Consider the following 24382-nt stretch of genomic DNA (forward strand, 5'->3'; position numbering starts at 1 on the left):
TCCCACCTGACTCCCGATGAAAAAATATACCATCCTGCTGGGCTTGGCGATGCTGAGTCTCTCTTCCTGCGAGAAATTCCTGGAGGAAAAGCCCTACGATTTTATTGCCGCCGAAAACTTCTACAAAAGTGAAGGCGACGCCGTGGCTGGCCTCAACGGCGTGTTTAACGCTCTGTTGCCCCAAACCTATTTCGGCCGCACCGGCTGGCAAATCACGGAGCTACCCGCCGACCTGATTCGGGTAGGGTCTAGCACCGACGAGCGGGCCCAACTTTCGCGCTTCACCTACACGTCCACCAACACCGAAATCAACAGCTGGTGGACCAACACGTACCGGATGATCAACCGGGCCAACGACGTTATCGAGAAAGTGCCGAGCGTGAGCATGGACGAAGCGCGCCGCAACAACATCGAGGGCAATGCACGGTTCCTGCGGGCCATGGGCTATTTCGACTTGGTGCGCTGCTTCGGCGACGTGCCTTTGGTGCTGGCCACCGTAAAAGGTCCCTCCGACGACATCCGGCCACCCCGCGCCCCGCTAGCGCAGGTCTACGACCAAATTATTACGGACTTGCAGTTTGCTGAAGCGAATTGCTTGCCCGAAAACCAGATACCCGCCGGCGAAAAAGGCCGGGTATCGAGCGGGGCCGCTACCGCCCTGCTGGCGAAAGTGTACCTGACCCGCGCCAGCAGTTCTGCCGCGCAAGGCACCGACAATCAGAATGCCCTCAGTGCTTGCAACAAGATTATCGGGTCCAACACCTACCGCCTACTGCCGGTGTACGGCGACGTATTCGACCCGGACAAGGAGAACGGCCCCGAACACATCTTCTCGATTCAGTTTGACTTGCCTCCGAACACGGGCAGCATCATTGTGCGGCAATTTTTGCCTTCGCAGCTCAGCGGCCTCGGCACGTTCACGGTAGAAGATGCCTTCGTGGCTTCCTATGCCGCCACCGACGTGCGCCGGGCCTGGAACATTAGCAACCAAGCCGGCTCGACCACCTTGCCGCGCTACTACTTTAACAAGTTTCGTGATTCCAAGCGCATCGTCAACGATTCTCGGGTCAATTACTTGATCACGCGTTATGCCGACGTGCTGCTCATGCAGTCGGAGGCGCTTAACAATTTGAACGCCAACGACGCTACCAAATATCAGGGCATCAACGCCGTGCGGACTCGCGCGGGCTTGGCCCCTTGACAGGCACCACTACCAGGGATGCCTTCGTGGATTTGCTGGTGAGGGAGCGTGCTTGGGAATTGTGCCAAGAAGGCCACCGCTGGTTTGATTTGGTGCGGTTCAAGCGGTTGCGCCAAGCCGTGCAAGCCAGCACGCCTACGCGCGTAGTCGACGACAAGTACTACTTGTTCCCGATACCACAGCCTGAGTTGCTGCTGAACCAGAACCTGACCCAAAACCCCGGTCATATTTAATGGGTGCCGTTAGCAAATGGCCCGTTAGGTTCCTGGTTTGGATTCTGATGGCCGCAACCGGAGCCGCGCAAGCGACTCCGGCTCAGCCCTTCCTGCTGCTCGATGGCGCCAAGATGGCCGCCTACAAAACTGCTTACAAGCGCGGGGGCAAGCAGGAAACGCAGCAAGTTAAGTCCCTGCTTGGGCAAGCCGACCAAGCGCTAGAGCACGAGCTATACACTATAACCACCAAAACGAAGCTGCCCCCTAGCGGCGACAAGCACGACTTCATGTCGCAGGCGCCCTACTTCTGGCCCGACCCCAACAAGCCCGATGGCAAGCCCTACATCCAAAAAGATGGGTTGGTGAATCCGGAGGCGAAAGCCATGAAAGATGATGCCAACCTAGCCGGCGTGTGCAAGGATGTGAAGACGTTGGCCTTAGCGTATTACTTCTCTGGCGACGCCAAGTACGCAACCAAGGCCAGCCAGCAGCTGCGTACCTTTTTCCTGGACCCGGCCACCCGCATGAACCCGAACTTGAACTTCGGGCAAGGCATTCCCGGCACGACCGACGGCCGCAGCTACGGCATCATTCAGACGCGCCATTTGGTGGAAATCCCGGAGGCACTTGCCTTGCTTGACGGTAGCACCAGTGTGGACGCAAAGCTAATATCCGGCCTGAAAACCTGGTTCGGTCAGTACATGGAGTGGCTGACCACTAGCAAGCTCGGCCAAGCCGAAGGCAACAACAAAAACAACCACGGCACATTCTACGATTTACAAGTGGTGGATTTTGCTTTGTTTGTCGGCAACAAAGCCTTGGCTCGCCGCACCATTGAAAGCCAGACGTTGCCACGCGTGACCGTACAATTTGCTCCCGACGGGTCGCAGCCGCTGGAACTCGACCGTACCCGGCCCTGGAATTATACCTCCATGAATCTGCAAGGGTGGGTACAGCTGGCCGTTTTGGCCCGGCACGTCGGCATAGACTTATGGAACTACAGCACGCCCGATGGCCGCGGCCTTCGCAAAGCGGTGACGTGGTTGCAACCGTATTTGCTGCGGGAAAAGCAGCTAGAACGCGCCGACGTTACGCCAACTTCCAACGAAACGGCCCTGATGCTTTACCAACGGGCAGCGCAAGAGTATTCCTCGTTAAATGCCTCGCAAATACTGGCTTTGTACCCTGATTTTCAGGCAGCGCCTTGGGCTATCTGAAGTCCTTGCTAGTCGAAAATCAAATACTAGAACACATCAAATCATCGGCTGTCTGGCTTTACTTCGGCGTGAAAGCGCAAGGATATGGCCCGACAACCGAACTGGACAGATAGTACTGTGTTGAAAACCAAACTGATTGCCGCTCTGCTCGTTGCACTAGCAAGTGTAGCTCCCGCCTTCGCTCAGCGCTTCACGCGCCTGACCACCGGTTGGGAGTACGTGCAGCAGGACTTGGGTGGCGTATGGGAAGCTGTACGGCCCGTAGGCGCCGGCAACCCCGAGAGTGTGCCGCTGTGGGAAACCGTAACGCTGCCCCACTGCTTCAACGCCCGCGACGCCGTGGATCCTAGTGCTAACTATTACCAGGGCCCTGGCTGGTACCGCACCCAACTGGACGTGCAGAACCCCTACACCAACGGCCGGACCCGTCTGCATTTCGAAGGCGCGGGCCAGAAAACCGACGTGTACCTCTACACCACCAAAGTGGGCAGCCACGTTGGCGGTTACGACGAGTGGACCGTGGACCTCACCCAAGCCATAGCCGACTTTCAAAAAACGGCGGCTTACAAAGAGCAGTTCAAGGGTAAAATCCCAATCAGCATCCGCTGCGACAATTCGCGCGACCTGGAGATGATACCCTCCAATCTATCGGATTTCAATGTGTATGGAGGCTTGTACCGCTACCTGAACTTGGAGTACTTGCCAGCTGTGTCGGTGGAATGCTTATCGGTGAAGGCTGAGGTAGATGCCGCGGGCAAAGCGGGCTCGTTGGCACTGAAAGCGAGCTTCCTTCCGATTGCAGCACCCAACATAGCGCCGGTTCCGGTGGTGGTTCGGTTGCTGGACCCGCGGGGTAAGCAAGTCGGCAAATACCTAGGTAAGCTTCCTGTATCAGCAGAGGAAGTGGAGGTGCATCAATTTGCGGTGAAGAACCCGCAGCTGTGGTCGCCGGAACGGCCGCAGCTCTATACCGTGGCCGTCACGGTGGGTACTGGTTTGCAGGCGTATCAGCGGCAGGAGAAAGTAGGGTTTCGGCACGCCAATTTCGTGGAGAAAGGACCGTTCAAGCTTAACGGTCAGCGCCTGTTGCTGCGCGGCACGCACCGCCACGAAGACCACGCCGGCGTGGCCGCCGCCATGACCGAACCCATGATTCGGCAGGAGATGGTGATGATGAAGCAGATGGGGGTCAACTTCATCCGGTTGGGTCATTACCAACAGTCGCGCATCGTGCTCAACCTCTGCGACTCGCTCGGGATACTGGTGTGGGAGGAAATTCCGTGGTGCCGCGGCGGGCTCGGCGGTCCGGCGTACCAAGCGCAGGCCAAGCGCATGCTCACCAACATGGTGCAGCAGCATTACAACCACCCAAGCATCATCATTTGGGGCCTAGGCAATGAAAACGACTGGCCCGGTGACTTTCCCGAGTTCGACAAGCAAAAGATCCGAGCCTTCATGACCGAACTCAACGACTTGTCGCACCAACTGGACCGCTCGCGCTACACCGCCATCCGCCGCTGCGACTTCTGCAAAGACATTGTGGACGTGTATTCGCCCTCGATCTGGGCCGGCTGGTACCGCGGCATCTACACCGACTACAAGGAAGCCACCGAGAAAGAATTTCAAGGAGTGAAGCGCTTGCTGCACGTGGAATGGGCGGCGACAGCCACGCCGGCCGACATTCCGAAAACCCCGATAATGCGCTGGCAGAAATCACGGCCAGCAAAGAAGCTGATGAGCGAGCTGGCGACGCCTCCCTGTTTGGCGGCAGTGCCCGCGTCTCCAAAGACGGCGACTGGAGCGAAAGCTACCTCTGCAATCTAGTAGACTGGCACCTCAAAGAGCAGGAAACGATGCCCTGGCTAAGCGGCACCGCCTACTGGCCCTTCAAGGATTTCTCTACGCCCGTACGCCCCGACAACCCCATTCCCTACATGAACCAGAAGGGTGTGGTCGAGCGTGACTTTACGCCCAAGGAGGCGTACTATGTGTTTCAGTCGTATTGGACCACAACGCCCATGGTGCACCTCTACGGGCACTCTTGGCCGGTGCGTTGGGGCTCAGAAGGCGAGCTGAAAATGGTGAAAGTGTACTCGAACTGTGCCGAAGCTGAACTGTTCGTGAACGGCAAAAGCTACGGCGTGAAAAAGCGCGACAGCCAAGACTTCCCGGCGGCAGGCCTGCATTGGAACGTCCCCTTTGTGACCGGTGAAAACCAACTGCGCGTGGTGGCCCGCCAAGGCAAACAGGCCGTGCAGGACAACATCAGCTTCCGCTACCAAACCCAAAAATGGGGCAAGCCTACTAAGCTTACGTTGCAAAAAGTAGCTGAAGCCAACGGCCTAACCACGGTGGAAGTGAAGCTGTTCGATGCCGAAGGCGTGCCGTGCTTAGATGCGGCCAATTGGGTGGAATTTTCATTAGCCGGGGCGGGCAAGCTGCTCGACGATTTGGGCACGAGTAGCGGCTCCCGCAAAGTGCAGGTCTACAACGGCCGGGCTATCATTCGGCTGGCGGCGCAGCCCGGCAAAACGGCCGTGGCGGTGCAGTCGCCGGGGCTGGAAACGGCTTTGTTGACGCTGTGAAAAGGCAGCATTAGGGAGCGGTGTAGCTAAGTGGCACGGCTCTACACCAGTTAAGAAAACCATGACAACCAATTTGGTTTGCTAGTCATTTCCAATGAATCGAAAGACGCTTTATCTCGTGTTGCTCTTGCTTGCGTCCTTTCTAAGCGAAGCACGGCGCCCGGACCGCAAGCTGGAGCGGCAGGCGGCAGAGATACTGCGGGCGCAGGTACTGGCGCAGGCTGCTTGGGCGCTGCAGCAAGCACCCGTCACGGTGACGAGCAGCACCAGTGCGCGTAGTGCCGGCGGCCCCCACGACTTCTTTTCTGAAGGTGACTACTGGTGGCCCGATCCCGCTAACCCTACTGGGCCTTACATCCAGCGCGACGGCCTCACCAACCCCGATAACTTCGTGGCGCACCGGCAAGCAATGATTCGTTTTAGTCGCATCATCGGTGCGCTGGCTTCTGCTTATCAGCTTACCCATGATGCGCAGTACGCGCGGCATGCCTTGGTGCATTTGCGGGCTTGGTTTACGGACCCGGCTACGCGGATGAACCCGTCGTTGCAGTATGCGCAGGCTATAATGGGGCGCTTTACGGGGCGCGGCATTGGCATCATCGACACCATCCAGCTGCTGGAAGTGGCGCAAGGTGTGTTGGTGTTTGAACAAGCCAAGGGTATTAACCGTCAAGATGTAACGAGTATCAAGGACTGGTTTGCGCAGTACCTCACTTGGCTTACGACGCACCAATACGGCAAAGACGAAATGAATGCTGCCAACAATCACGGCACCTGTTGGGTGATGCAGGTGGCCGCTTTTGCCCGACTCACAGGCAACCAAGAACTGTTGACCTTCTGCCGGGAGCGGTACAAAACCGTGCTCCTGCCCACCCAAATGGCCGCCGACGGTTCTTTCCCTCTGGAGACCAAACGCACTAAACCATACGGCTACTCGCTGTTCAACCTGGATGCCATGGCCATGATCTGCCAGATTCTGAGCGACAAGCGCGAAAACCTTTGGGCTTACCAAACCACTGATGGGCGCAGCATCCGCCGGGGCATCGAGTATCTGTATCCTTATGTGGCCGACAAGCAGAAGTGGCCTTTCGCCAAAGATGTGATGTACTGGGACAGCTGGCCGGTAGCGCAGCCCTTTCTGGTGATGGGAGCCGTGCAGTTTGGCAACAAAGACTGGTTTGCCACTTGGCAGCGCCTAGAACACGCCCCGAGGTGGAAGAAGTGATTCGTAATCTGCCCGTCCGTAACCCCCTCATCTGGCTGAACTAGTTGGTTGATTTCTCTTTTCTATCCGCTCCCGGTTTCTCCGCAGGAGCTACACTCTCAGAGCAAGCTGCAATGAAAACCATACGCATCGGCTTAGCCTTAGCACTATTGTCCACCCAAGCACTGGGCCAAGCGGCGCTGCCCAAAAAAACCATAAGACTGGCCGAAACACAGGCTGCTCTTTTGCTAGAACAGGTACCGCAGGCCGCGCAAGCGAAGCCCGCAGCGGCCGGCAAACCCGCGCTGGTGTCGCCACGCACGCTCACGCCCACCGGAGAACTGGTGCTAGTAGCATCGCGCGACTGGACCAGCGGCTTTTTCCCTGGCTATCTGTGGCTGCTAGCCGAAGCGACTGGTCAGGAAAAATGGCGCACGGCGGCCAAGACCTATACCGCCAATATCGAGCCCGAGAAAACCAATGCCACTACCCACGACATGGGATTTAAGGTGTATTGCAGCTTCGGGACCGGCTACCGCCTCACACAAGACGCTGCTTATCGGGACGTCATCTTGCAATCAGCGCGCACGCTGAGCACGCGCTTCAACCCGAAAGTAGGAGCACTGCGTTCTTGGGACCATCACCGCGAAACTTGGGGCTATCCGGTCATCATCGACAACATGCTGAACCTGGAGTTGCTGTTTGCTGCTACCCGCATCTCCGGCGACTCCTCGTTCTACAAAATAGCCGTCAGCCACGCTAACACCACACTGCGCAACCACTTCCGGGCCGACTTCAGCTCTTACCACGTCGTCGACTACGACACGCTCACTGGCCTAGTAGTTAAGAAAAACACGCACCAAGGTTTCGCCGACGAATCGGCGTGGGCGCGTGGGCAGGCGTGGGCCCTCTACGGGTATACCATGTGCTACCGCGAAACCAAAAACAAAGCCTACCTCACGCAGGCCGAGAACGTAGCCCGCTTCCTGCTCAACCACCCCAATCTGCCTAAAGACCTGATTCCATACTGGGACTTCAATGCCCCCTCTATTCCAAACGAACCGCGCGATGCGTCGGCCGCGGCCGTCATGGCCTCGGGCCTCTACGAGCTAAGCACCTACAGCCCCAACGGTGCCCTTTACCGTAGCAAAGCCGACAAGATCATGAGTAGCCTGACCAAGCACTACACCGCCAAGCCCGGCGGCAGCCGTGGGTTTCTGCTGCTGCACAGCACCGGTTCCAAGCCCGCCAACAGCGAAGTAGACGTGCCGCTCATCTACGCCGATTATTACTTTATGGAAGCCTTACTACGCCGCAAGACCCTCGGCCCGGTTAACAGTGTCTCGAAGCGCTAGAAGTTATTTCGAATTACGGTTTTCGCCTTGCTTACTCTGCCGTGCTGGTTGCCTAACTATACTAGTCATGCTGAGCGGAGTGCAACGAAGTCGAAGCATCTCGCTAGTGTGGTAAACTCTTTTGTAGGGTCAACGATGCGTGCGAGATGCTTCGACAAGCTCAGCATAAAAGGTATCGTTAGGCAACGTCAGCACGCGAGATGCTTCGGCTACGCTCAGCATGACCTCTAGTTTAGCAAAGTCAGCACACCAGATCTTCGACTCCGGTAAATCACACCCAGCTTGAAATGCACGTGGGCTGTGGCAGTATGAATGCTGAGCTCAGACCTCAATCGTCATCGTCGTCATCCTTGCGCTTTTGCTCTAGCTGTAGGAAAGCGCCACGGCGGGGAGCCGGAGCCACAGCGTTTTCGCCTTTGATGGCCTTCCATATTACCTCGTTCAGTTCCAAGTCCGGAATGGCATCCTCATTAGCCAAGTTGAAGCGCTCCGACTTTTCCGCGCTTTTGTTCCAGGCCACATTGCGGGCATCTAGGTTCACGCGGGCAGCTTTTGCTTGGTATGGGGTCAGTGTGGGCGTTGCCGTGAAGCAGTCGGAGAGAGGCAAGGCGGCGGCATCGTATTGGCTCATTGGCGGTAAGCCGAGAATCAGCTCCATGGTGCGCAAGATGCCGGAGGTGGAGTAGAGCGTATGGTTGACGCTGTTGCGGCGCGTGTAGGGGCTAATAACAAAAGCCGGCGAGCGATGCGCATCCACATGGTCGGGCCCGTTTTGCGCGTCGTCTTCCAGCACGAATATGGCCGTCTCTTTCCAGATGGCGCTTTTCGATAAGTGCTCCACCAACTGCCCGAGGGCCAAGTCGTTGTCGGCGACGGCCGCAATGGGCGTGTACTTGCCTTTGCGTTGGCCGCTGGTGTGGTCGTTGCTGAGCCGGATGGTGCTGAACTGCGGGACGGCACCCTTCGCCAACAACGAGTCGAAGTCCTGCTTCCAAATCCGAACCCGCTCCACATCTTTGATGTCCATGTTGAAGCCGGGCGACTTCGGGCAGATGTGGTTTTCCAGCGACTTGAGGGTGGCTTTTCCATTGTCGGCAAACTCACCGTAGCTGCGGTAGCTCAGGCCTGCCCGTTGGCAGTAGTCCCAAATGTACCCGTCGCGGGGGTAGGCAATTTTGCGGGTGCCTTCATAGTCGTAGGTGCCGCCGCGGCCGCCGTAGTTGGTGGGCCAGGTTTTCTCGGTGTAGTCGGTGGCGTAAGCGGCCATGCTCCAGTTATGGCCATCGGCGCTTACTTCGGCATTCACGTAGAAATTGTCGAGCAGCACAAACTCGCGAGCCAGCGCGTGATGGTTGGGCGAAACCTTCTCGGGGAATATGCATAAGGTCGAGTCCCCGTTGCCTTCGGGCATGTCCCCTAGAATTTGGTCGTAGGTGCGGTTTTCTTTGATCACATAGAACACGTACTTGATGGGCGACTTTTCTCCGACCTGCTTCGGAATGGGGTTGCCTGCCTCGCTTGTACTCTTGACTTTTGTTTGGCCTGTGAAAGGTGAATTGGCATACACCTGCTTGGAATAGGCAGTTAGCTGCGTTTCGTCGGGTTGCTGAATAAACGACAAAGTGCCCTTAAACAAGCTGCCGATGTACTGCACTTGCTGTTGCCCCGTGATGCCCGTATGGGAGCCGCTATTGTCGGTTTTCTTCACGGGCTGCGGACCGGCTGGGTTAGGCAAGGACGAGAAACCTTTGCCGTTGGCAACCAGAATTTTGCGCCCCAAGGCTTTCACGCTCGTCGGGTACCAGCCCGTAGGAATAAAGCCCCGAGCCGAGCTTTTGCCCGGTGTAGCGACATTGAACACCGCCAAACAGTTGTTGTCGGCGTTGGCGATGTAGAGGGTCTTCTCGTCAGGCGAAAGCGCCAGCGCATTAGTGGTAGAGCCCGTGAGTTTAGTTGGGTACAGCGCCGTGGAAATAACCTCCAACACCTTGCGGGCGCGGGTGTCAATCAACGAAACCGAGTTGTCGTTGGCATTAGCCACGAACAGGTACCGGCCATTGCGGGTCTGAGTTAACTCATTGGGGTGACTTTCTGTGGCAACTTCGCCAGTTAACTGCCCCGTTTGAGTGTCGTAGAATGCTATCTTGTCGCCGCCCCAGAGCGAGATATATAGCGTTTTCTTGTCGGGTGACAGTAAGCAGCCGTAAGCTTCGTGCCCTAGCGCCACCTTTTTGACAGTGGCTTTGGTACGGGTGTCCACTACGTACAGCGAGTTGTCTTCCTTGGTGACAGTGTAGAGTAAATGCCGCTTGTTGTCCAGTTCAATCCCAGTGGGGCTGATTTTGTCTTTAGGCCACGCCTTACCCAGTCGGAGGGTATCCGCTGGACCGAGCTTGTTGCCTGCCGTGTTGTAAACCAGAATAATGTTGTCGTTGCCACCGGATGCATAAAGCTGCTTGCTGTCGGCGCTGAACTTCAGGCCGTACCAAGATTTGGCAATTACCTTTTCATCGAGCAGCTTTTCGGTTTTCGAATCGAGCAGCTGAATGGTCTGCTGGCTCTGCCCGTTGTTGGTAACTGCCAGCAGTTTCCCGTTGGGCGACACTTGCAGGTTCAGTGGCAAGTCACCGAGCGGCAATGAGTTGGTGCCAGCCGGGCTTAAGTACCAGCCATTGGGCAGCAGCACTCGGCCCGCCTGGCTAGTGAAAACGGGTTGCTGTGCCTGCGTTGTGAACACAGTGGCAGCATTGAGTGCCAGCCAACAGCCAAAAAGTATCTTATGAGTGGTATGCACGGAGCAGGGAGAAAACAAGGGTAACAGAATTCTGCTTGCGCTCCTGAATTAGCCAGAAGCTAGGCCAAAGCTAGCGTCCCATCAGGATTCTAGATGTCCGGCGGGAAGTTACCATTTTGTTATGCTCCTCGATTGATTAGCAGCAAGGGTAGTTTTAGAACAATTGTTTCTTTGTTTTCTATAAGCTAACCTGTACGTTATAGCCGATTTATGTGGCTGGAATGGTAAAGCTTAACCAGTAAAACGATAGAAATACGGCGGAAATCAGCATGTAATTTCTATTCGTTGCAAAAACGATTTAGCTTAGCGGGAAAGGAACAAGGAATAAGCGAGACAATTCCGTATCTTTTCCCCGTTTAGTTTTTCCCATCTTTCGTCCTACCCCACTGTTATGAGCCAAACCCCGATTCTTCATCACGCCGCGAGTTTATCAAACAAAGCGCAGCGGCCGTGGCCACCTTCATGATTGTTCCGCGCTTTGTGCTCGGGGGGCGCGGCTATACCGCCCCGAGCGACCAGTTGGTAGTAGCCGGCGTGGGAGTAGGAGGCAAGGGCGAAAGTGATATAGCAGCGTTTGCCAAAACCGGTAAAGCCCGCATCGGCTACCTGTGCGACGTTGACACCCGACGAGCAGCCAAATCTGTGCAAGCTTTCCCACAAGCCAAGTACTACAAGGATTGGCGGGAAATGCTCGACAAGGAAGGCAAGAATATCGACGCGGTTTCGGTGTCTACGCCCGACCACAACCATGCCGTCGTGACCTTGGCCGCCATGCAGCTCGGCAAGCACGTGTACGTGCAAAAACCTTTAACTCACGACTTGCATGAAGCACGCGCCCTGACCGAAGCCGCCAAACGCTACAAAGTGGTAACCCAGATGGGTAACCAAGGTGCCTCCAACGACGGCGTACGGCAACTTCAGGAGTGGTACGACGCCAAAATCATCGGCGACGTGCATACGGTGTACTGCTGGACCGACCGGCCCGTGTGGCCGCAGGGCATTGCCTGGCCTACCGCTAAAGCAAGCACGCCCGCGGAACTAGACTGGGATTTGTGGCTCGGTACGGCGCCTTACCGAGAGTATGTTGATAAGCTGGTGCCCTTCAACTGGCGCGGCTGGTGGGACTATGGCACCGGCGCCCTTGGCGACATGGGCTGCCACCTGTTGGAAGCGCCTTTCCGCGTGCTGAATCTGCAATACGCCTCGGCTGTACAAGCCAGCGTAGGCAGCGTGTACGTCGACGAATTCAAGCGCGGCTACTTCCCCGAAAGCTGCCCGCCCTCCAGCCACGTCACGCTCACCTTCCCGAAAACCAACAAAACCAATGGTGAAGTAACGGTGCATTGGATGGACGGTGGCATCCAGCCTGAGCGCCCCGACGAGCTAGGCCCCAACGAAGTATTTGGCGACGGAGGCAATGGCATTCTTTTCGTGGGTAAGAAAGGCAAGATGATGGCCAGCACTTACTCGGCGGATCCGCGCTTGCTGCCTACCTCGCGCACCCAAGAAGTGAAGGTGAAGCAAACCTTGGCCCGCGTACCCGGAGGCGCTAACGGCCACTATGGGCAGTGGGTGGAAGCTTGCTTGGCCGGTTATGGCAACAAGCAAGTTAGTTCGCCTTTCGAGCTGGCAGGCCCTTTAACAGAAGCACTGCTCATGGCCAACCTCGCTATTCGAGGCTACGATTTGCAACGTCCGAATGTCAACGGCCAGGGCATGACGTATCCTGGTCGCGGCGTGGAATTGCTGTGGGACAACAATCAAATGAAGGTAACCAACCTGGATGAGGTTAACCGCTTTGTGAAGCGTGAGTACCGCACGGGTTGGCACCTAGGCTAAGCTTATGCTGTGCCCGCTGGGTGAATGCCGCCCAGCGGGCACGGCCAAGCAAAGCGACTTATTAAGCGGACGGCAATAATTGCTGCGCGATGCGTAAGGCCGCGGCAAGGACTTGTCCGTGCATATCTGCTTGTGGATCGTAGGAAGCAAAGGTAACGGCGCTAATCGGCAGTTGCTGTTGCACGGTCTCCAAGACGGCAAGCACCTGCGCCAGTGTCAAGCCGCCAGCGGAAGCATACGAATTAGCACGGCCTACTTGCTTGGCGTCAAGCACGTCCAAGTCTATATGTACATAGCAGTGAGCTACCTGCGCAGCCAAGGCCTTTACTGAAAGTGTTAGCGCGTTGGCAACTTGCGCGCTCACTTGCTCGGGTGCTAGCAAGGTTACGCCAGCTTCTTGGAGGGCAGCTAATTCTAGTGTATCAAAGTTCCGGCCGCCGACGTGGAGCACGCGCGTTGGCGGTACGGGTTTGAAGCCGGGCACCGAACAGGCTAGCGGTTGCCAGCACTGCCCCGTAAGAACAGCGAGGCCCATGCCATCAAGAAAGCCACTTTCACTGGTTTCGGGGGTGTTGAAGTCGCCGTGCGCATCCAGCCACACGACCCCAACGTCTTCGTAAGGCAAGCCCGCTACCGCGCCTAACGATGCCCGCAATTACCGGCCAATACCAGCGGAAAACGGCCTTGAGTATGTGCCTGCCTAACCTGCTCGGCCAATTGTCGGTTTAAAGCAAAACTGGAATTGATTTCGGTCGGGGACGGGTCCTGAAGCCTGATAACTTCGGAAATGCACCGGTGGCCGGCATACCCTAACTGCGGCTTCAACTCCGCCAGCAGGCGGGCTGGTCCTGCGCCCATACTCCAAGACTCACGAGCCGAATCGTAAGGCACTACTAACAAAGAGACATCCATACAGCTAATTAACAGAAAATGAAGCGCCTAGGCGGTCAGCTTTCCGCTGAGCGTCACAGCTCCGAGCGATACGCCTAGAAAACGGCAATACTGCGCGGCAGCACGTTCAAGCTCAGTATGTGATATGCGCACTGGTAGAAAACCATGTACGTCGATTTCAACTGTGGTCTTACTTGGCTTCGACTTCCACGTGCCCACAATTTGCCCATCAACTACAACCATCTGCTTGAATATGCCATTGGCGCCGGGGCATAGTTGGCTTGAGTGCTCGGTGGCCAACACCGCACTACGGTCTTTGTAACCGAGAAGGTATTCGTCGAAGCCGGGCAGCAGGCAAACCCTGGGTGGCTCAGCTAGGGCGGTAAGGCCCGATGAGGATGACCACCACAAGGTACTGCCCGCTACTTTCTCTGTTTGTAGGTTGGCTTTGATGGCTTCATGGCCCTGCCGGACTTCGGCCATAGGTAGACCAGTCCAACCGGCGAAATCGTGTAGAGTGGCCGGGCCGTGGCTGGTAAAGTAGCGGGTGGCTAGTTCGGCTAGTGCTTCTTCTCTCGATAAGTTTCGAGGGGTTGGCAGCCACTCCTCTAACAGCACGAATGTCTGCTCGTTGTCTTGCCGAGGTCCAAAGCAGATAAAGCCTTCTAGTGCCAACGACCAGAGCAGATGATACCCGCGATGGCCTTGCGGACTGATCCCCGCTTGCGTTAGTGCCTGCATAAGAGCAGAACGCGGCACCGGTTGACCGCCACGTAACGCTTCTTGGAATAGGCTCTTGGTTCGGGTGATAACCGCTTGATCTAGCTCCAGTTGCTTGCGTCTCGTGCTAGCGGCGGCCAGCAGCCTGGGTCCAAAAAGCTGTACCATCCACAGAGCATCCTCAGCAGATACTAAATGGATGGTCCCGCGCATGAGCCACGTCAGTAATATGTTTCTGTCATTAATGGCCTGATCAACTTCTACCCGAGACGAAGCCAGCGTGCGTACACCTACGGCCCATACTGCTTGCCCATAGTCTTGCGCTTGCATGGCTCCCATGCAGCGCACCACCGCCGTCGGGTCCACGCATTTTTCCGCCCCGATACGTTGGCTTGCCATCCGTTGGTGCGCAATAGCAAAGGGCACCGTATCTCGTTCCGGTTGTTCTTGTGGCGGCATACGGCAGATATGCTTGATGAGCTACCTGTAAGTTAGCAGCTGTACGTTTATAGCTACAAGCACCACGTGCAAACAGTAAGAAGCTCGCCTTTTGGTTTTCCGTGTTATTTCCGTTGCGGATTCCATGCGGCTGGTCCGCCGAAAATGTTCTGGATGGTGTATTGCTTGGCGTCTTTGGCCTTGAGCTGGTGCGACCAGGCCACGCGGCCTTTGGCTGGTGCACCGAGGCCCCGCGAGTTAAACTCAGCGTAGAAGGCGGTTTTTTCGTTGTCGGGGTTGCGCCAGTTGTCCCAGCCAGTAGCAGTGATGTGGGCACCCATGTCAGTGTTCAGAAAAACAGTTCGGGCGTGGGGCCGCCAAGGCCGGCCCAGATAAACTTTCGTGGCCTCGGGCGCGGCCGTGAGCTGGCAATCAAGAAACACAAAGCCGAACTGCTGGCGTGGGGTCGTGGAAGCAGCCGTAATGTAGGAATCGCGCTTACTGAAGATGAGGCAATGGTCGAAGACCGCCGTACTGGCCCCGAAGATGAAGTCGGTGGTGCCTTCGATGTAGCAGTTCTGGTAGTATTGCCGACTGTTCTCAATGGCCAGAAACAGCGTATCCTGGTGGCCGAGCATGCGGCAGTTGCGGAAAATAGCCCGGTCCCCTTCCACGTGCAGGGCTACAGCCTGCCCTACCGGACCGGCCGAGTTTTCGAACGTGATGTTCTCGGCCGTGAAGTCGTTGCCCTGCACGCGCACCGTGGAGGACGTGTAGGTGGTGTGCTTCTCGGCGTCGCCGGAGTAGTCGCCGTAGGTGATGACGACGCCTTCTTTGCTTTCGCCGAGTAGGGTGATATGCGTCTTCTGCGAGGGAATCAGCAGTTTTTCCTTGTAGGTGCCGTTCTTGAGGAAGATGGTGGCTTCCACCTGCATAAAGTCACGCACAGCCATGACGGCTTCCTGAATAGTGCGGTAGTCACCGGAGCCATCGGGCGCGACGGTTAGGCGCACGGCTTTGTTGAAGGACGGCGCTTCCACAGGCTTAGGCGTAGCCGCGGGAGGCGCAACTTGTGCGAGTAGGGGAGAGGCCGTTAACAGAACGACACTGGCCAATAGGTATTTCGAAGAGAGCATCGGTTAATCTTGGGTGGGGTTCCAGTGGCGTAGCACTACATCGGGAGTATACTGTTTCGCTTCTTGCTCGGTGAGTTGGTGCGACCAAGGCACGCGCTGCTTGGGCTGGGCTCCCTTGCCTTTATTGCTGTACTCGGCGTAGTAAGCGGTTTGCTTGTTGCTGTCTTTGCCCCAATGGTCCCAACCGGCCGGGTTGATCTGTGGCCCTAGCTCACAGTTCAGAAACACGGTTTTGGCGTAGGGCCGCCAGGGCCGCCCGAGGTAAAAACTATTGGCTGGCGCATCGCCGGTGATGGTGCAGCGGTTGAACACGTAGCCGTAGCGCGTGCTGTCGGGCGTGGAAGCAGCCGTGACATAGCCATTCTGCTTGCAGAAGATGGTGCAGTGCTCGAACCAAGCCGTGCTGCTGCCGAAAATGAAATCCACGGTACCCTCAATATAGCAGTCTTGGTAGTACTGTCGGCTGCCGTAGCCGTAGGTGTACAGCGTGTCCTGGAAGCCAAGGAAACGGCAGTTCTTGAAGCGGGCTTTGTCGCCGGCTACCCACACGGCTACGGCTTGGCCTACCGGCCCGGAAGAGTTTTGGAAGGTGATGTTCTCGGCCGAAAAGTCGCCGCCGTAGATGTAGATGCTTGAGGAGCCCGACGTGCCTTTGTCTTCGCCGAAGATGTTTTTCTTTTGGTTGTAATCGTCGTAGGTCAGAACCGTTTTCGTGGGGTCTTCCCCAATGATTCTCACCAAGTTTTTAGAACCAGCCAGAATCAGTTTCTCTTTGTAGACACCCTTTTTGATGAAAATGGTGGTCACCTTCTTCCGAAAATCGGGCACCGCATTGAAAGCTTCCTGCACGGTGCGGTAGGTGCCGCTGCCGTCCTGGGCCACGACGAAGTCGTACCCAAACGCTTGCCCAAGCATCAGCCAGCTTAGGCATACAAAAGAGAGAAAATGCTTCATGAAGTAGAATGAGGCTAGGCGGGTAAGAGCGGGTGGCCCAGCAACTGGAATCGGAGATTTTGCAAGCTGCTTGGGAAGCTAGCGTGCCTGTGGGTCGACGGTTTTGGCAGCCGCGCGTTGTACAATGTGGTTGGCCAGTTCCAGTTTGAGGGCGCGAATATCAGCTAGTACAATTTGGGCCATTTTGCGGGCCCCGAGTTCATTAAAATGGGTGTTGTCTTCTTTGCCGTCGGGGTAGTTGGGGTGCTCACCGGGCGCGAGCTGGTTGAATAGGAGCCGCGAGTTTTCGGGACCGAATTGTTGGAGCAGCGCCTGGCTTTCGCGGTCCAGATCAATGAGGGCGACTTGCTGTTCTCGGGCTGTGGCGCGCACAATCTCGGCATAGACAGCGTGCGTTTCTTCTATTTTGCCTGCTGCGTCGAACTTGCGACGAGCGACGGGCGTCAAAAGTACTGGCGTTGCCTTTTTGGCGCGGGTTTCCGTGATAAAGCGAACCAAGTAGTTCTTATAGTCCGCTTCTGGCGTGTAGCTCCGCTTGGTTGGTACCTCGTCGTTGTGGCCGAACTGAATGAAAACGTAGTCGCCTTCTTTGAGGGCGCTGGCCACTGGTTGCCACCGGTTTTCGGCCACGAAGGTTTTGGTGCTGCGACCGTTCTGGGCGCGGTTGTCCACAGTCACGGTTTCGTCGAAAAAGTATGCGAAGGGCATGCCCCAGCCCGTTTCGGGGTAGTTCTTAGTTTCCTTTATCGACAGCGTTGAGTCGCCCACAAGGTAAACCGTGATTTTGCTAGGAGGCAAGCTAAAGGCAGTCAGCCAAAGTAAACTCAGCCCGGCGACAGTTTTCAAAAGGTAGTTGCGCATACAAAGAATGTTGAGAGCAGGTAAACGCGCATGGCAATCCAAGCTATCTGACTACGGCCTGCCATCAAGCGTACTAAATATGAGAAATATCCAGTGCCATACTCACCTGTACAGTATGGGTTAAACTCGAAAATTAGAAATCACTAGCGGAGCGGTACTTGCCTGTCGGATAAATATGAATAGAACTTTTATCAGAAGTAAGTAAATGCAGGTAAATACTATTGGCAACGTTGCCGGCAACGTTGCCAATCGATTCGCAGCTATGAAACGGATTCTGTTCTGAAGCTTTTGTAAACAGCAAATCAGAAAGCTTCAATTTATTTCAAATATCTGATAATTAGATGAATAAACGTATTTTACGCTTGTGGCTAAGCCTTTCTTTATTGAAACGCATGTTAGGTTAAGCAATGAAAATATATAGCGTTTTGTAGGCAAGGCCTTTCACCAAGAAAGTATAATTTACCCTGTTACACGTAGCCGTTTCATTCTACTTACCTGATTTCTTGTGGAAATAGAGTTGCAATAAACCTTTACATTGGCGCGGTATATTCCCCTTTTCGGGCACCTTCTGATGCCTCCCTCTGCTCTCCCTGATATGAAGACTGCTTGCGCTCGGCCCTCCCAACCTGTTGTATTAGCAAAGGCGCTCCGCCGGTCCGGTCTACTGCTTGTTTTACTGGTACTCAGTTTGTTGGGGGGCTCAGCGAAGGCGCAAGATTCTTCCCTGTCGAAGGTGTGGGTACCGGACCTCGGCAACGGTACCTACAAGAATCCCGTGCTCTACGCCGATTATTCCGACCCCGATGTTGTCCGCGTAGGCGACGACTTCTACTTAATCTCGTCGAGCTTTAACGCCGTGCCGGGCTTGCAGATTCTGCATTCTAAAGACCTGGTAAACTGGTCGATTATTGGGGCCGTGTTCGAGCAGCAGCCCCCGCTGGCGCGCTACGCTCTGCCCCAGCACGGCAACGGCGTGTGGGCCCCGGCCATTCGCTACCATCGCAAAGAGTTCTATATCTACTACCCCGACCCGGACCTAGGCATTTTTGTCACCAAAGCCAAGAACCCGGCCGGGCCGTGGTCAACGCCCGTGTGTGTCAAGCAAGCCAGCGGCTGGATTGACCCCTGCCCGCTCTGGGATGAGGATGGCAAAGCGTATCTCGTGCACGGCTTTGCGGGTAGTCGCGCCGGTATTAAGACCATCTTGGCTGTAAGCCCCATGGCACCCGACGGTCTCAGTTTGACTGGCCCCGATGCGCTGGTCTTCGACGGGCACCGCAACCACCCCACGCTGGAAGGCCCCAAGTTTTATAAGCGCAACGGCTACTACTACATTTTCGCGCCGGCCGGGGGTGTGCCCACGGGTTGGCAGTTGGTGTTGCGCTCGAAAAACGTGTACGGTCCCTACGAAGAGAAGATAGTAATGGACCAAGGCAAGACGCCCATCAATGGGCCGCACCAGGGCGCGTGGGTTGACACCAATGCGGGCGAAGACTGGTTTCTACACTTCCAGGATCAGGGGCCGTATGGCCGGGTGGTGCACTTGCAGCCCATGGTTTGGAAAAACGATTGGCCCGTGGTTGGTGAGGACCCCGATGGTGACGGCAAAGGCCAGCCCGTGCTCACGTACCGCAAGCCCAAGAGCAAAGGCAAAGAACAGCCGCGTGTCACGCCCGCCACCTCCGACGAGTTCAATAGCCGCACGCTTTGGTTGCAGTGGCAGTGGCACGCCAATCCGCAGGACTATTGGGCCTATCTCAACGGGCCTGAAGGCTATCTGCGCCTGTATTCGGTGATGCTGCCCGAAGGGTTTAAAAACCTCTGGCAAGTGCCCAATCTGCTGCTGCAAAAGCTGCCGGCTGAAGTGTTCACCGTCACCACCAAACTCACTTTTATGCCACGCCTAGAAGGCGAGCGGGTAGGGCTCTTGATGATGGGGTTAAATTATGCGTACCTATCTATCACCAACCAAGGCGGCAAGCTGCAACTTAGCCAAAGCACTTGCCTAGATGCCGACAAGCTGAGCGCCGAAACAAGCACCTCACCTGTGGAAGTGCCCGCGTCGTATGCGGGAAAGCCGCTGTATTTGCGCGTGGCCACGAAAGCCGGAGCCAAATGCCAATTCAGCTATAGCCTCGATGGGCAGACGTTTCAACCACTTGGCACTGAATTTCAAGCCAGAGAAGGTAAATGGATTGGGGCTAAAGTTGGTCTTTTCAGCACGCGTACAGCTAAATTCAACGATGCAGGCAACACGGACATCGACTGGTTCAGAATCGAGTAGTGGCACGGTGCAGATGCTCTACTTCCGCTGAGTTGCCATAAGCTACATGCATGTTTCAGCTTGAACTCATAACGGGAGCTTTGCCTGCTCGCCTAAGCGTAACAGCGCAGTTTAGCAACAATATTATGGCTTTGCTTCTGCTATGGCTGCAAACAAGACAACGGGGTTAAATAAATCTGTTGCTTTTCGCATATAGTCGTGTTGGGCAAGTGAAGATTCCCAATAAAATTATGGAATCTCATACAAGAAGAAGCTATGTATTCATTTGTATATCAAGCACTTGGTTTTGAGTAATTGACAAAAATCACCATACGTATTTATAACCTAAATAAAATTAGGTCAAGCCCAATCAGCCATTACTCCATGGTTTCTGCTTAGGAATGCAGAGTTACTATACTGCATTAAATTAGGATTCTTACTTAGCAAAAAGGGCCTTTTTATAGTTTAAACAATAATTAACTAAGTTAAAATAGAATTAAAAAGAGGTTTTGTGAATTAAGTGTTTTATCTTCGTTTTACACTAGCCGATCTACTCCAATGTGATTCATGCCGTACGGGCGTAACGCCACGAAATCTGTTTAGCCGAACTTTTGTCGGCCGGCTCTTCTCAAGAGTTGGGTTTCCGAAATACGTCCCTACGGCATCGTAGGTGAGCGGATAGGCATTTTGGCTTGTTCTTGCTTAGCACTTGGCTTTGTGGCCTTTGCATGTCTTGGTGCGTTTTGTAGTCAGCTGTTGCCCTCCTGAAGGGAATGGTTAGCGGCGTGTCCGCTAGCTAGGCTGCTCAACATTGGAACTGTACGTCCTACTTCGGGCGTGCTGACAACGCGTCTCTGCTCCCTTATGTTGGTTGCAACATCACCTCCACCTGATTCTGGCGTGAGGAGACTTGCCACGACCCCGCTATTTGGGTACCCCTCGCCCTTAGCATCACTTCTTTGGTTTTCAACCCTTACATGTCCTGTTCATGTATTGCCTTGGCTCTTTTTCTAGCTTGCTATTTTTCCCTTCCGCCCGTGTTCAGCGCGCCCGCGCTTTCTGGAGCAGTTTAACCATGACCCTACCAACTACCGGGGCTGGCGCGTAGTCTTCTCACCCGTATACTTCTTCCTCGATACCGCCGCTTTACAACATGAAAGCCACCGGTTGGCTTTGCTCGTCCAGGATCAAGTGACTGACCTCAGTCACAATGCTTCCTGGCCTAGTTCGGCACTTCGCCAGCTTTCTTCGCTTTACTCGAAGCCAGGTGTTCAGAGGCAAGCCAAAGGCTGCTTAGTTGCAATGGCTGCTTTGCAACAGCACTGGCAACATAATATCAATTAGTAGTTGTGTTTGCTGGTCCGTGCGGTTATTCTGAGGACATTTCTTGGGGTGATGCTATGCGTTTCATAGCCCGAGAAGTGAGTTCTCCACTTATTAATTCCTGCTAAATCCACCTTCGCTGCCACTACTCCGATGACACCATGCACCTGCGCTAGTATGGCGCGGGTGCACGAGTGCTACTCAATGCATGTACTCATTGATGTTACCAGTTGCTGGTCGGCTACTACCCACGGTTGAGCTGGCCAGCAGCTGCGTGCGTGGCGAAATTGCTTGTGGTCCATTCATCCCGCTTTTCAAGTGGATGGAATCAGTGTGCTCATGGGTGCCGCAATGAAATGCGCGCGCTTGGGAAAGTATGCCTTGCCTTCAGCTAACTGCCTTATTGGAAATCCGCTTACAGGCAGCAATCCACACAGCAAGAGCAGGAATTGCTAGGCAGCTATTCGCCAACCTGAACCCTTCTGGTCATGAAAAAACCAATGCCATTTCGCCAGATAGTATCAACAACTTCGGCTTTTTGCGCTTGCACTTTGCACGCTCATACTCTTCATTTCTACAAGTTGGTGACTTGCCAGAATAATACCCGATGGCATTTCTCCCACTGCTACTTGCTGCTCTCGCAGTTCAGCTTAGGGGCCTTATTTCCAGCTTCTGGTTCTGAAGAGCTTGGTGCAAAGCCGGTATATAATTGATGCGTTTCAAGTAAGTAGAATAGCAGTTTGGGGTTTACGAGGGGCAACCAATCCATCTAGTTGAGGCGGTTAAGCTTTTTCGTGAGGGGTATAGTCAATTTAATTGCAAATCAACGTGTAAGGTGCGCTTGTAATGCTGAATGCTTAGGTGTTCAGGCATATAGGATATGTGCAAAAAGGAAGTAATGTTTATATGGTAATTCAACTATTTAGCTAGACTTTAAAGGAGGGGTTTTTTAGCTTTACTCACCCCTAGGTGACGCCTGCGGGTACCTAAATCATTTGTTTTACTGGTACTATACGCTTATGCCTCCTTCTCTACTCCCATCCATCCTTTCCACATTCGGGCATCCTGCTTCCACAACTCGCCCTGCACGTAACAACAAGCGCCTGCAGGTATCTGTAGTGTTGCTTTTAACTGCCCTTGGGGGCTATGCGCAAGGACCAACAGTGGTTCGCACATTCCCCGACCGTAACTCTTCAACGGCGCCCCAGTTTGTAGGAGTAGCCGTAGAGTTCGATCAGTTTCTGAGCGACAGTCTCCCTACTCTCCAAGCGTTGTCGGTGTTCAGCCAGCAAAGCGGAGGTAAGCGTGGTGGCACCCCGTCGTGGTGAACAGCAGGCTCGGCCTGCTTTCCAACAAATATTTTCGGGCCGGCGAAACAGCGTATGCAACCGTGACCACCGGAGTGCAGAACCGCGACTTGCAGAATTTGGCGAAGCCTTTTGTGTTTCAATTCAACATTGCAACGGCTCCTAGTTCTGCTGTTTTCCGCAGCCGCCCAGACGTACCGCTCGGTAACTTGTATGGCATCACGGTGGGCGACGTAGACGGCGACAGTGACCTCGACCTACTTGCGGCCAACCAAGTCACCACCGGTACTACCAGCACGGTAAGTGTCCGGCTCAACGCGGGAGATGGCACCTTTACAGTGGGCCAGGAAGTAAGCGGCACGGGTACCGGCAATGTATTACTCGGCGATTTGAACGGGGATGGCACCCTCGACATGATAACTAGCGACGGAGTGCGGCTCAACTACGGCGGCCTGTTCGGCAACCGAGAAGCGGCTGGCTTAGGCGGCCGCACGCTTGGCGACATAGACGGCGACGGCGACTTGGATTTGCTAACCGAAGGCGTCACTACCAACTCGCCAACTGGCAGCCCGGTGGTACGGGTACGCCTAAACGATGGCAACGCGCGTTTCAGTGAAGGCCAGCTAGTACCCGTAGCCGCAAATTCGGCCAATGTGGTGCTTGGCGATGTAAACAACGACGGGTCTTTGGACCTACTCGCTTCCAGCATCAGCAACGGGGCGGTCAGTGTGCGGCTCAACAACGGATTTGGCACGTTTGCCAGCAGTGGGCAGCAGCTCAGCGTAGCAACCATGCAGGAAGGGCTGCTGCTTGGCGACGTCGATGCCGATGGTGACTTGGACCTGGCCGCCGTCAACTCCGGCAGTACCGTAACGATACTGCTCAACGACGGACAAGGCACGTTCAGCGTGAGTAGCTACGTTAACCTAGGTTCCTATTCCGTGTTCGGGAAATTCGGTGATGTAGACGGCGACGGCGACTTGGATTTGCTTGCTGGCGGCCCACCCAACTCCGTGAGCGTGCGGCTCAATGATGGGCATGGCAACTTCAGTGGCGAGGAAGCCGTCATCGTAACCGACAATCCGCGGACGTTAGCCGTGGGGGACCTCGACAGTGATGGTACTCTGGACTTTATCACGGCGGCATCGCCGAGCACGAGCAATGGTTCGGCCAGTGTGCGCCTCAATTCCCGCACGGAGCCGTTGGTGGTCTACAAAATCAAGGCGGGCGGCGGGCGCGTGGAATCTACGCGCGGTTCCTTTTTGGCCGATCAGTACTTCTCGCCGCAGCCCGGCAACACATTCGCCACCAATGCCTCTATTGAAGGCACCATCGACGATGCCCTCTACCAAACCGAACGCTACGGCCAAGACGCAGTTTTCTCTTACGCGCTGCCTTTGCCCAACAACCAGTACATGGTCACGCTGCACTTTGCGGAAATCTACTGGGACACGCCTGGTCAGCGCCTCTTCGACGTGACAGCCGAGGGCACGAAGGTGCTCGACGACTATGACATTCTGCGGAAAGTAGCGCCCAACACGGCCACTACCGAAACCTTCCTCGTCACCGTCACGGACGGTGAACTCAACCTCGACTTCAGTGCCCTCGCCGCCGATGGCGGCATCGACAATCCTAAGTTGGCGGCTTTAGAAGTGACAGTTCCTCCGCCGGGCGCCATCGCCAAAGCGTCTTCTAAAATTGGTAAGCCAACGAAAGTTGCATCCGCCTTATTGGAAGCGTACCCTAATCCCTTCACTACGCGCACCAACCTGCACTGGCGCACAGCCGAAACGGGTTACGCGCGTTTAGAGGTCTACAATCTTTTCGGCAAATTATTAGCAACTCCTTTTGAAGGCACGGTGGAAGCCGGACATGACTACAAGCAGTTGCTGGCGGCCAAGGGCCTACAGCCCGGTACGTACATCTGCCGGCTGCAACTCAACGGCAAAAGCTACACGCAGCGGCTCGTGGTAAGTCAATAAGTAGAGCGCTTAACTAGTTTACACACTGTCTCTGTTGCCGATTGAGTGGCAACAGAGACAGTGCATTTAAAAGGCAATGTTGTTTATGGGTAGCAAC

General features: G+C 55.2%; 16 protein-coding genes and 2 pseudogenes. 11 read left to right on the forward strand and 7 right to left on the reverse strand.

All coding sequences use genetic code 11. The features are described 5' to 3' along the window. Positions 1-16: 16 nt before the first annotated feature. The 6 genes and pseudogenes from MUN86_RS24275 to MUN86_RS24295 all read left to right on the forward strand — a co-directional run bounded on the left by MUN86_RS24275 (position 17) and on the right by MUN86_RS24295 (position 7777). Positions 17-1201 (forward strand): RagB/SusD family nutrient uptake outer membrane protein, encoded by a 1185-nt coding sequence (locus MUN86_RS24275; protein ID WP_280640656.1) that lies wholly within the window; start codon positions 17-19, stop codon positions 1199-1201. Continuing rightward, positions 1198-1434, forward strand: coding sequence for a RagB/SusD family nutrient uptake outer membrane protein (locus MUN86_RS32805; protein WP_280640657.1), 237 nt, complete (start codon positions 1198-1200; stop codon positions 1432-1434). Before MUN86_RS24275 ends, MUN86_RS32805 begins: the two co-directional genes overlap by 4 nt. 47 nt (positions 1435-1481) lie before the next feature. Next, positions 1482-2633, forward strand: coding sequence for an alginate lyase family protein (locus MUN86_RS24280; protein WP_245126003.1), 1152 nt, complete (start codon positions 1482-1484; stop codon positions 2631-2633). An 84-nt stretch (positions 2634-2717) separates the two neighbouring features. After that, a pseudogene (locus MUN86_RS24285) lies at positions 2718-5218 on the forward strand (glycoside hydrolase family 2 TIM barrel-domain containing protein). Between the two features lie 94 nt (positions 5219-5312). Next, a pseudogene (locus MUN86_RS24290) lies at positions 5313-6487 on the forward strand (alginate lyase family protein). Positions 6488-6556: 69 nt separating this feature from the next. Next, on the forward strand, positions 6557-7777 hold the full coding sequence (locus MUN86_RS24295; protein WP_245126005.1) for a glycoside hydrolase family 88 protein: 1221 nt from the start codon (positions 6557-6559) through the stop codon (positions 7775-7777). Positions 7778-8105: 328 nt separating this feature from the next. Here MUN86_RS24295 and MUN86_RS24300 read toward each other — a convergent pair whose 3' ends face one another. Continuing rightward, positions 8106-10571 carry an alkaline phosphatase family protein gene (locus MUN86_RS24300; RefSeq protein ID WP_245126007.1) on the reverse strand — a complete coding sequence of 822 codons (2466 nt, stop codon included), beginning with the start codon at positions 10569-10571 and terminating at the stop codon, positions 8106-8108. Positions 10572-11033: 462 nt separating this feature from the next. Between MUN86_RS24300 and MUN86_RS24305 the strand changes: the two genes are divergently transcribed. Further along, entirely contained in the window at positions 11034-12410 is a 1377-nt protein-coding gene (locus MUN86_RS24305; RefSeq protein WP_245126009.1) for a Gfo/Idh/MocA family protein, read from the forward strand. A 61-nt stretch (positions 12411-12471) separates the two neighbouring features. Here the strand turns inward: MUN86_RS24305 and MUN86_RS24310 are convergent, their stop codons facing one another. The 6 genes from MUN86_RS24310 to MUN86_RS24335 form a co-directional block, all read right to left on the reverse strand. Continuing rightward, complete coding sequence (locus MUN86_RS24310) at positions 12472-13065, reverse strand: arginase family protein (protein ID WP_245126011.1); 594 nt, start codon at positions 13063-13065, stop codon at positions 12472-12474. Beyond that, positions 13050-13322: an arginase family protein gene (locus tag MUN86_RS24315; RefSeq protein ID WP_245126013.1), complete on the reverse strand. Its 273-nt coding sequence runs from the start codon at positions 13320-13322 to the stop codon at positions 13050-13052. The genes MUN86_RS24310 and MUN86_RS24315 overlap by 16 nt, the downstream gene beginning before the upstream one ends. A gap of 27 nt (positions 13323-13349) precedes the next feature. Beyond that, entirely contained in the window at positions 13350-14480 is a 1131-nt protein-coding gene (locus MUN86_RS24320) for a winged helix DNA-binding domain-containing protein (RefSeq protein WP_245126015.1), read from the reverse strand. A 104-nt stretch (positions 14481-14584) separates the two neighbouring features. Further along, positions 14585-15595 (reverse strand): pectinesterase family protein, encoded by a 1011-nt coding sequence (locus tag MUN86_RS24325; RefSeq protein ID WP_245126017.1) that lies wholly within the window; start codon positions 15593-15595, stop codon positions 14585-14587. A 3-nt stretch (positions 15596-15598) separates the two neighbouring features. Further along, positions 15599-16549, reverse strand: a complete 951-nt coding sequence (locus tag MUN86_RS24330) for a pectinesterase family protein (protein WP_245126019.1) — start codon at positions 16547-16549, stop codon at positions 15599-15601. 78 nt (positions 16550-16627) lie between these two features. Then, positions 16628-17410: a rhamnogalacturonan acetylesterase gene (locus MUN86_RS24335; protein ID WP_245126021.1), complete on the reverse strand. Its 783-nt coding sequence runs from the start codon at positions 17408-17410 to the stop codon at positions 16628-16630. Between the two features lie 595 nt (positions 17411-18005). Between MUN86_RS24335 and MUN86_RS24340 the strand changes: the two genes are divergently transcribed. The 4 genes from MUN86_RS24340 (at position 18006) to MUN86_RS24355 (ending at position 24285) form a co-directional block, all read left to right on the forward strand. Beyond that, complete coding sequence (locus tag MUN86_RS24340; protein ID WP_245126023.1) at positions 18006-19694, forward strand: glycoside hydrolase family 43 protein; 1689 nt, start codon at positions 18006-18008, stop codon at positions 19692-19694. Between the two features lie 1705 nt (positions 19695-21399). Continuing rightward, entirely contained in the window at positions 21400-21597 is a 198-nt protein-coding gene (locus MUN86_RS24345) for a hypothetical protein (RefSeq protein ID WP_245126025.1), read from the forward strand. 418 nt (positions 21598-22015) lie between these two features. Beyond that, positions 22016-22324 (forward strand): hypothetical protein, encoded by a 309-nt coding sequence (locus tag MUN86_RS24350; RefSeq protein WP_245126027.1) that lies wholly within the window; start codon positions 22016-22018, stop codon positions 22322-22324. Then, positions 22321-24285, forward strand: coding sequence for an FG-GAP-like repeat-containing protein (locus tag MUN86_RS24355; RefSeq protein ID WP_245126029.1), 1965 nt, complete (start codon positions 22321-22323; stop codon positions 24283-24285). The genes MUN86_RS24350 and MUN86_RS24355 overlap by 4 nt, the downstream gene beginning before the upstream one ends. Positions 24286-24382: the final 97 nt, after the last annotated feature.

Origin of the sequence: Hymenobacter volaticus, assembly GCF_022921055.1 — a bacterium.
Lineage (GTDB): Bacteria > Bacteroidota > Bacteroidia > Cytophagales > Hymenobacteraceae > Hymenobacter > Hymenobacter volaticus.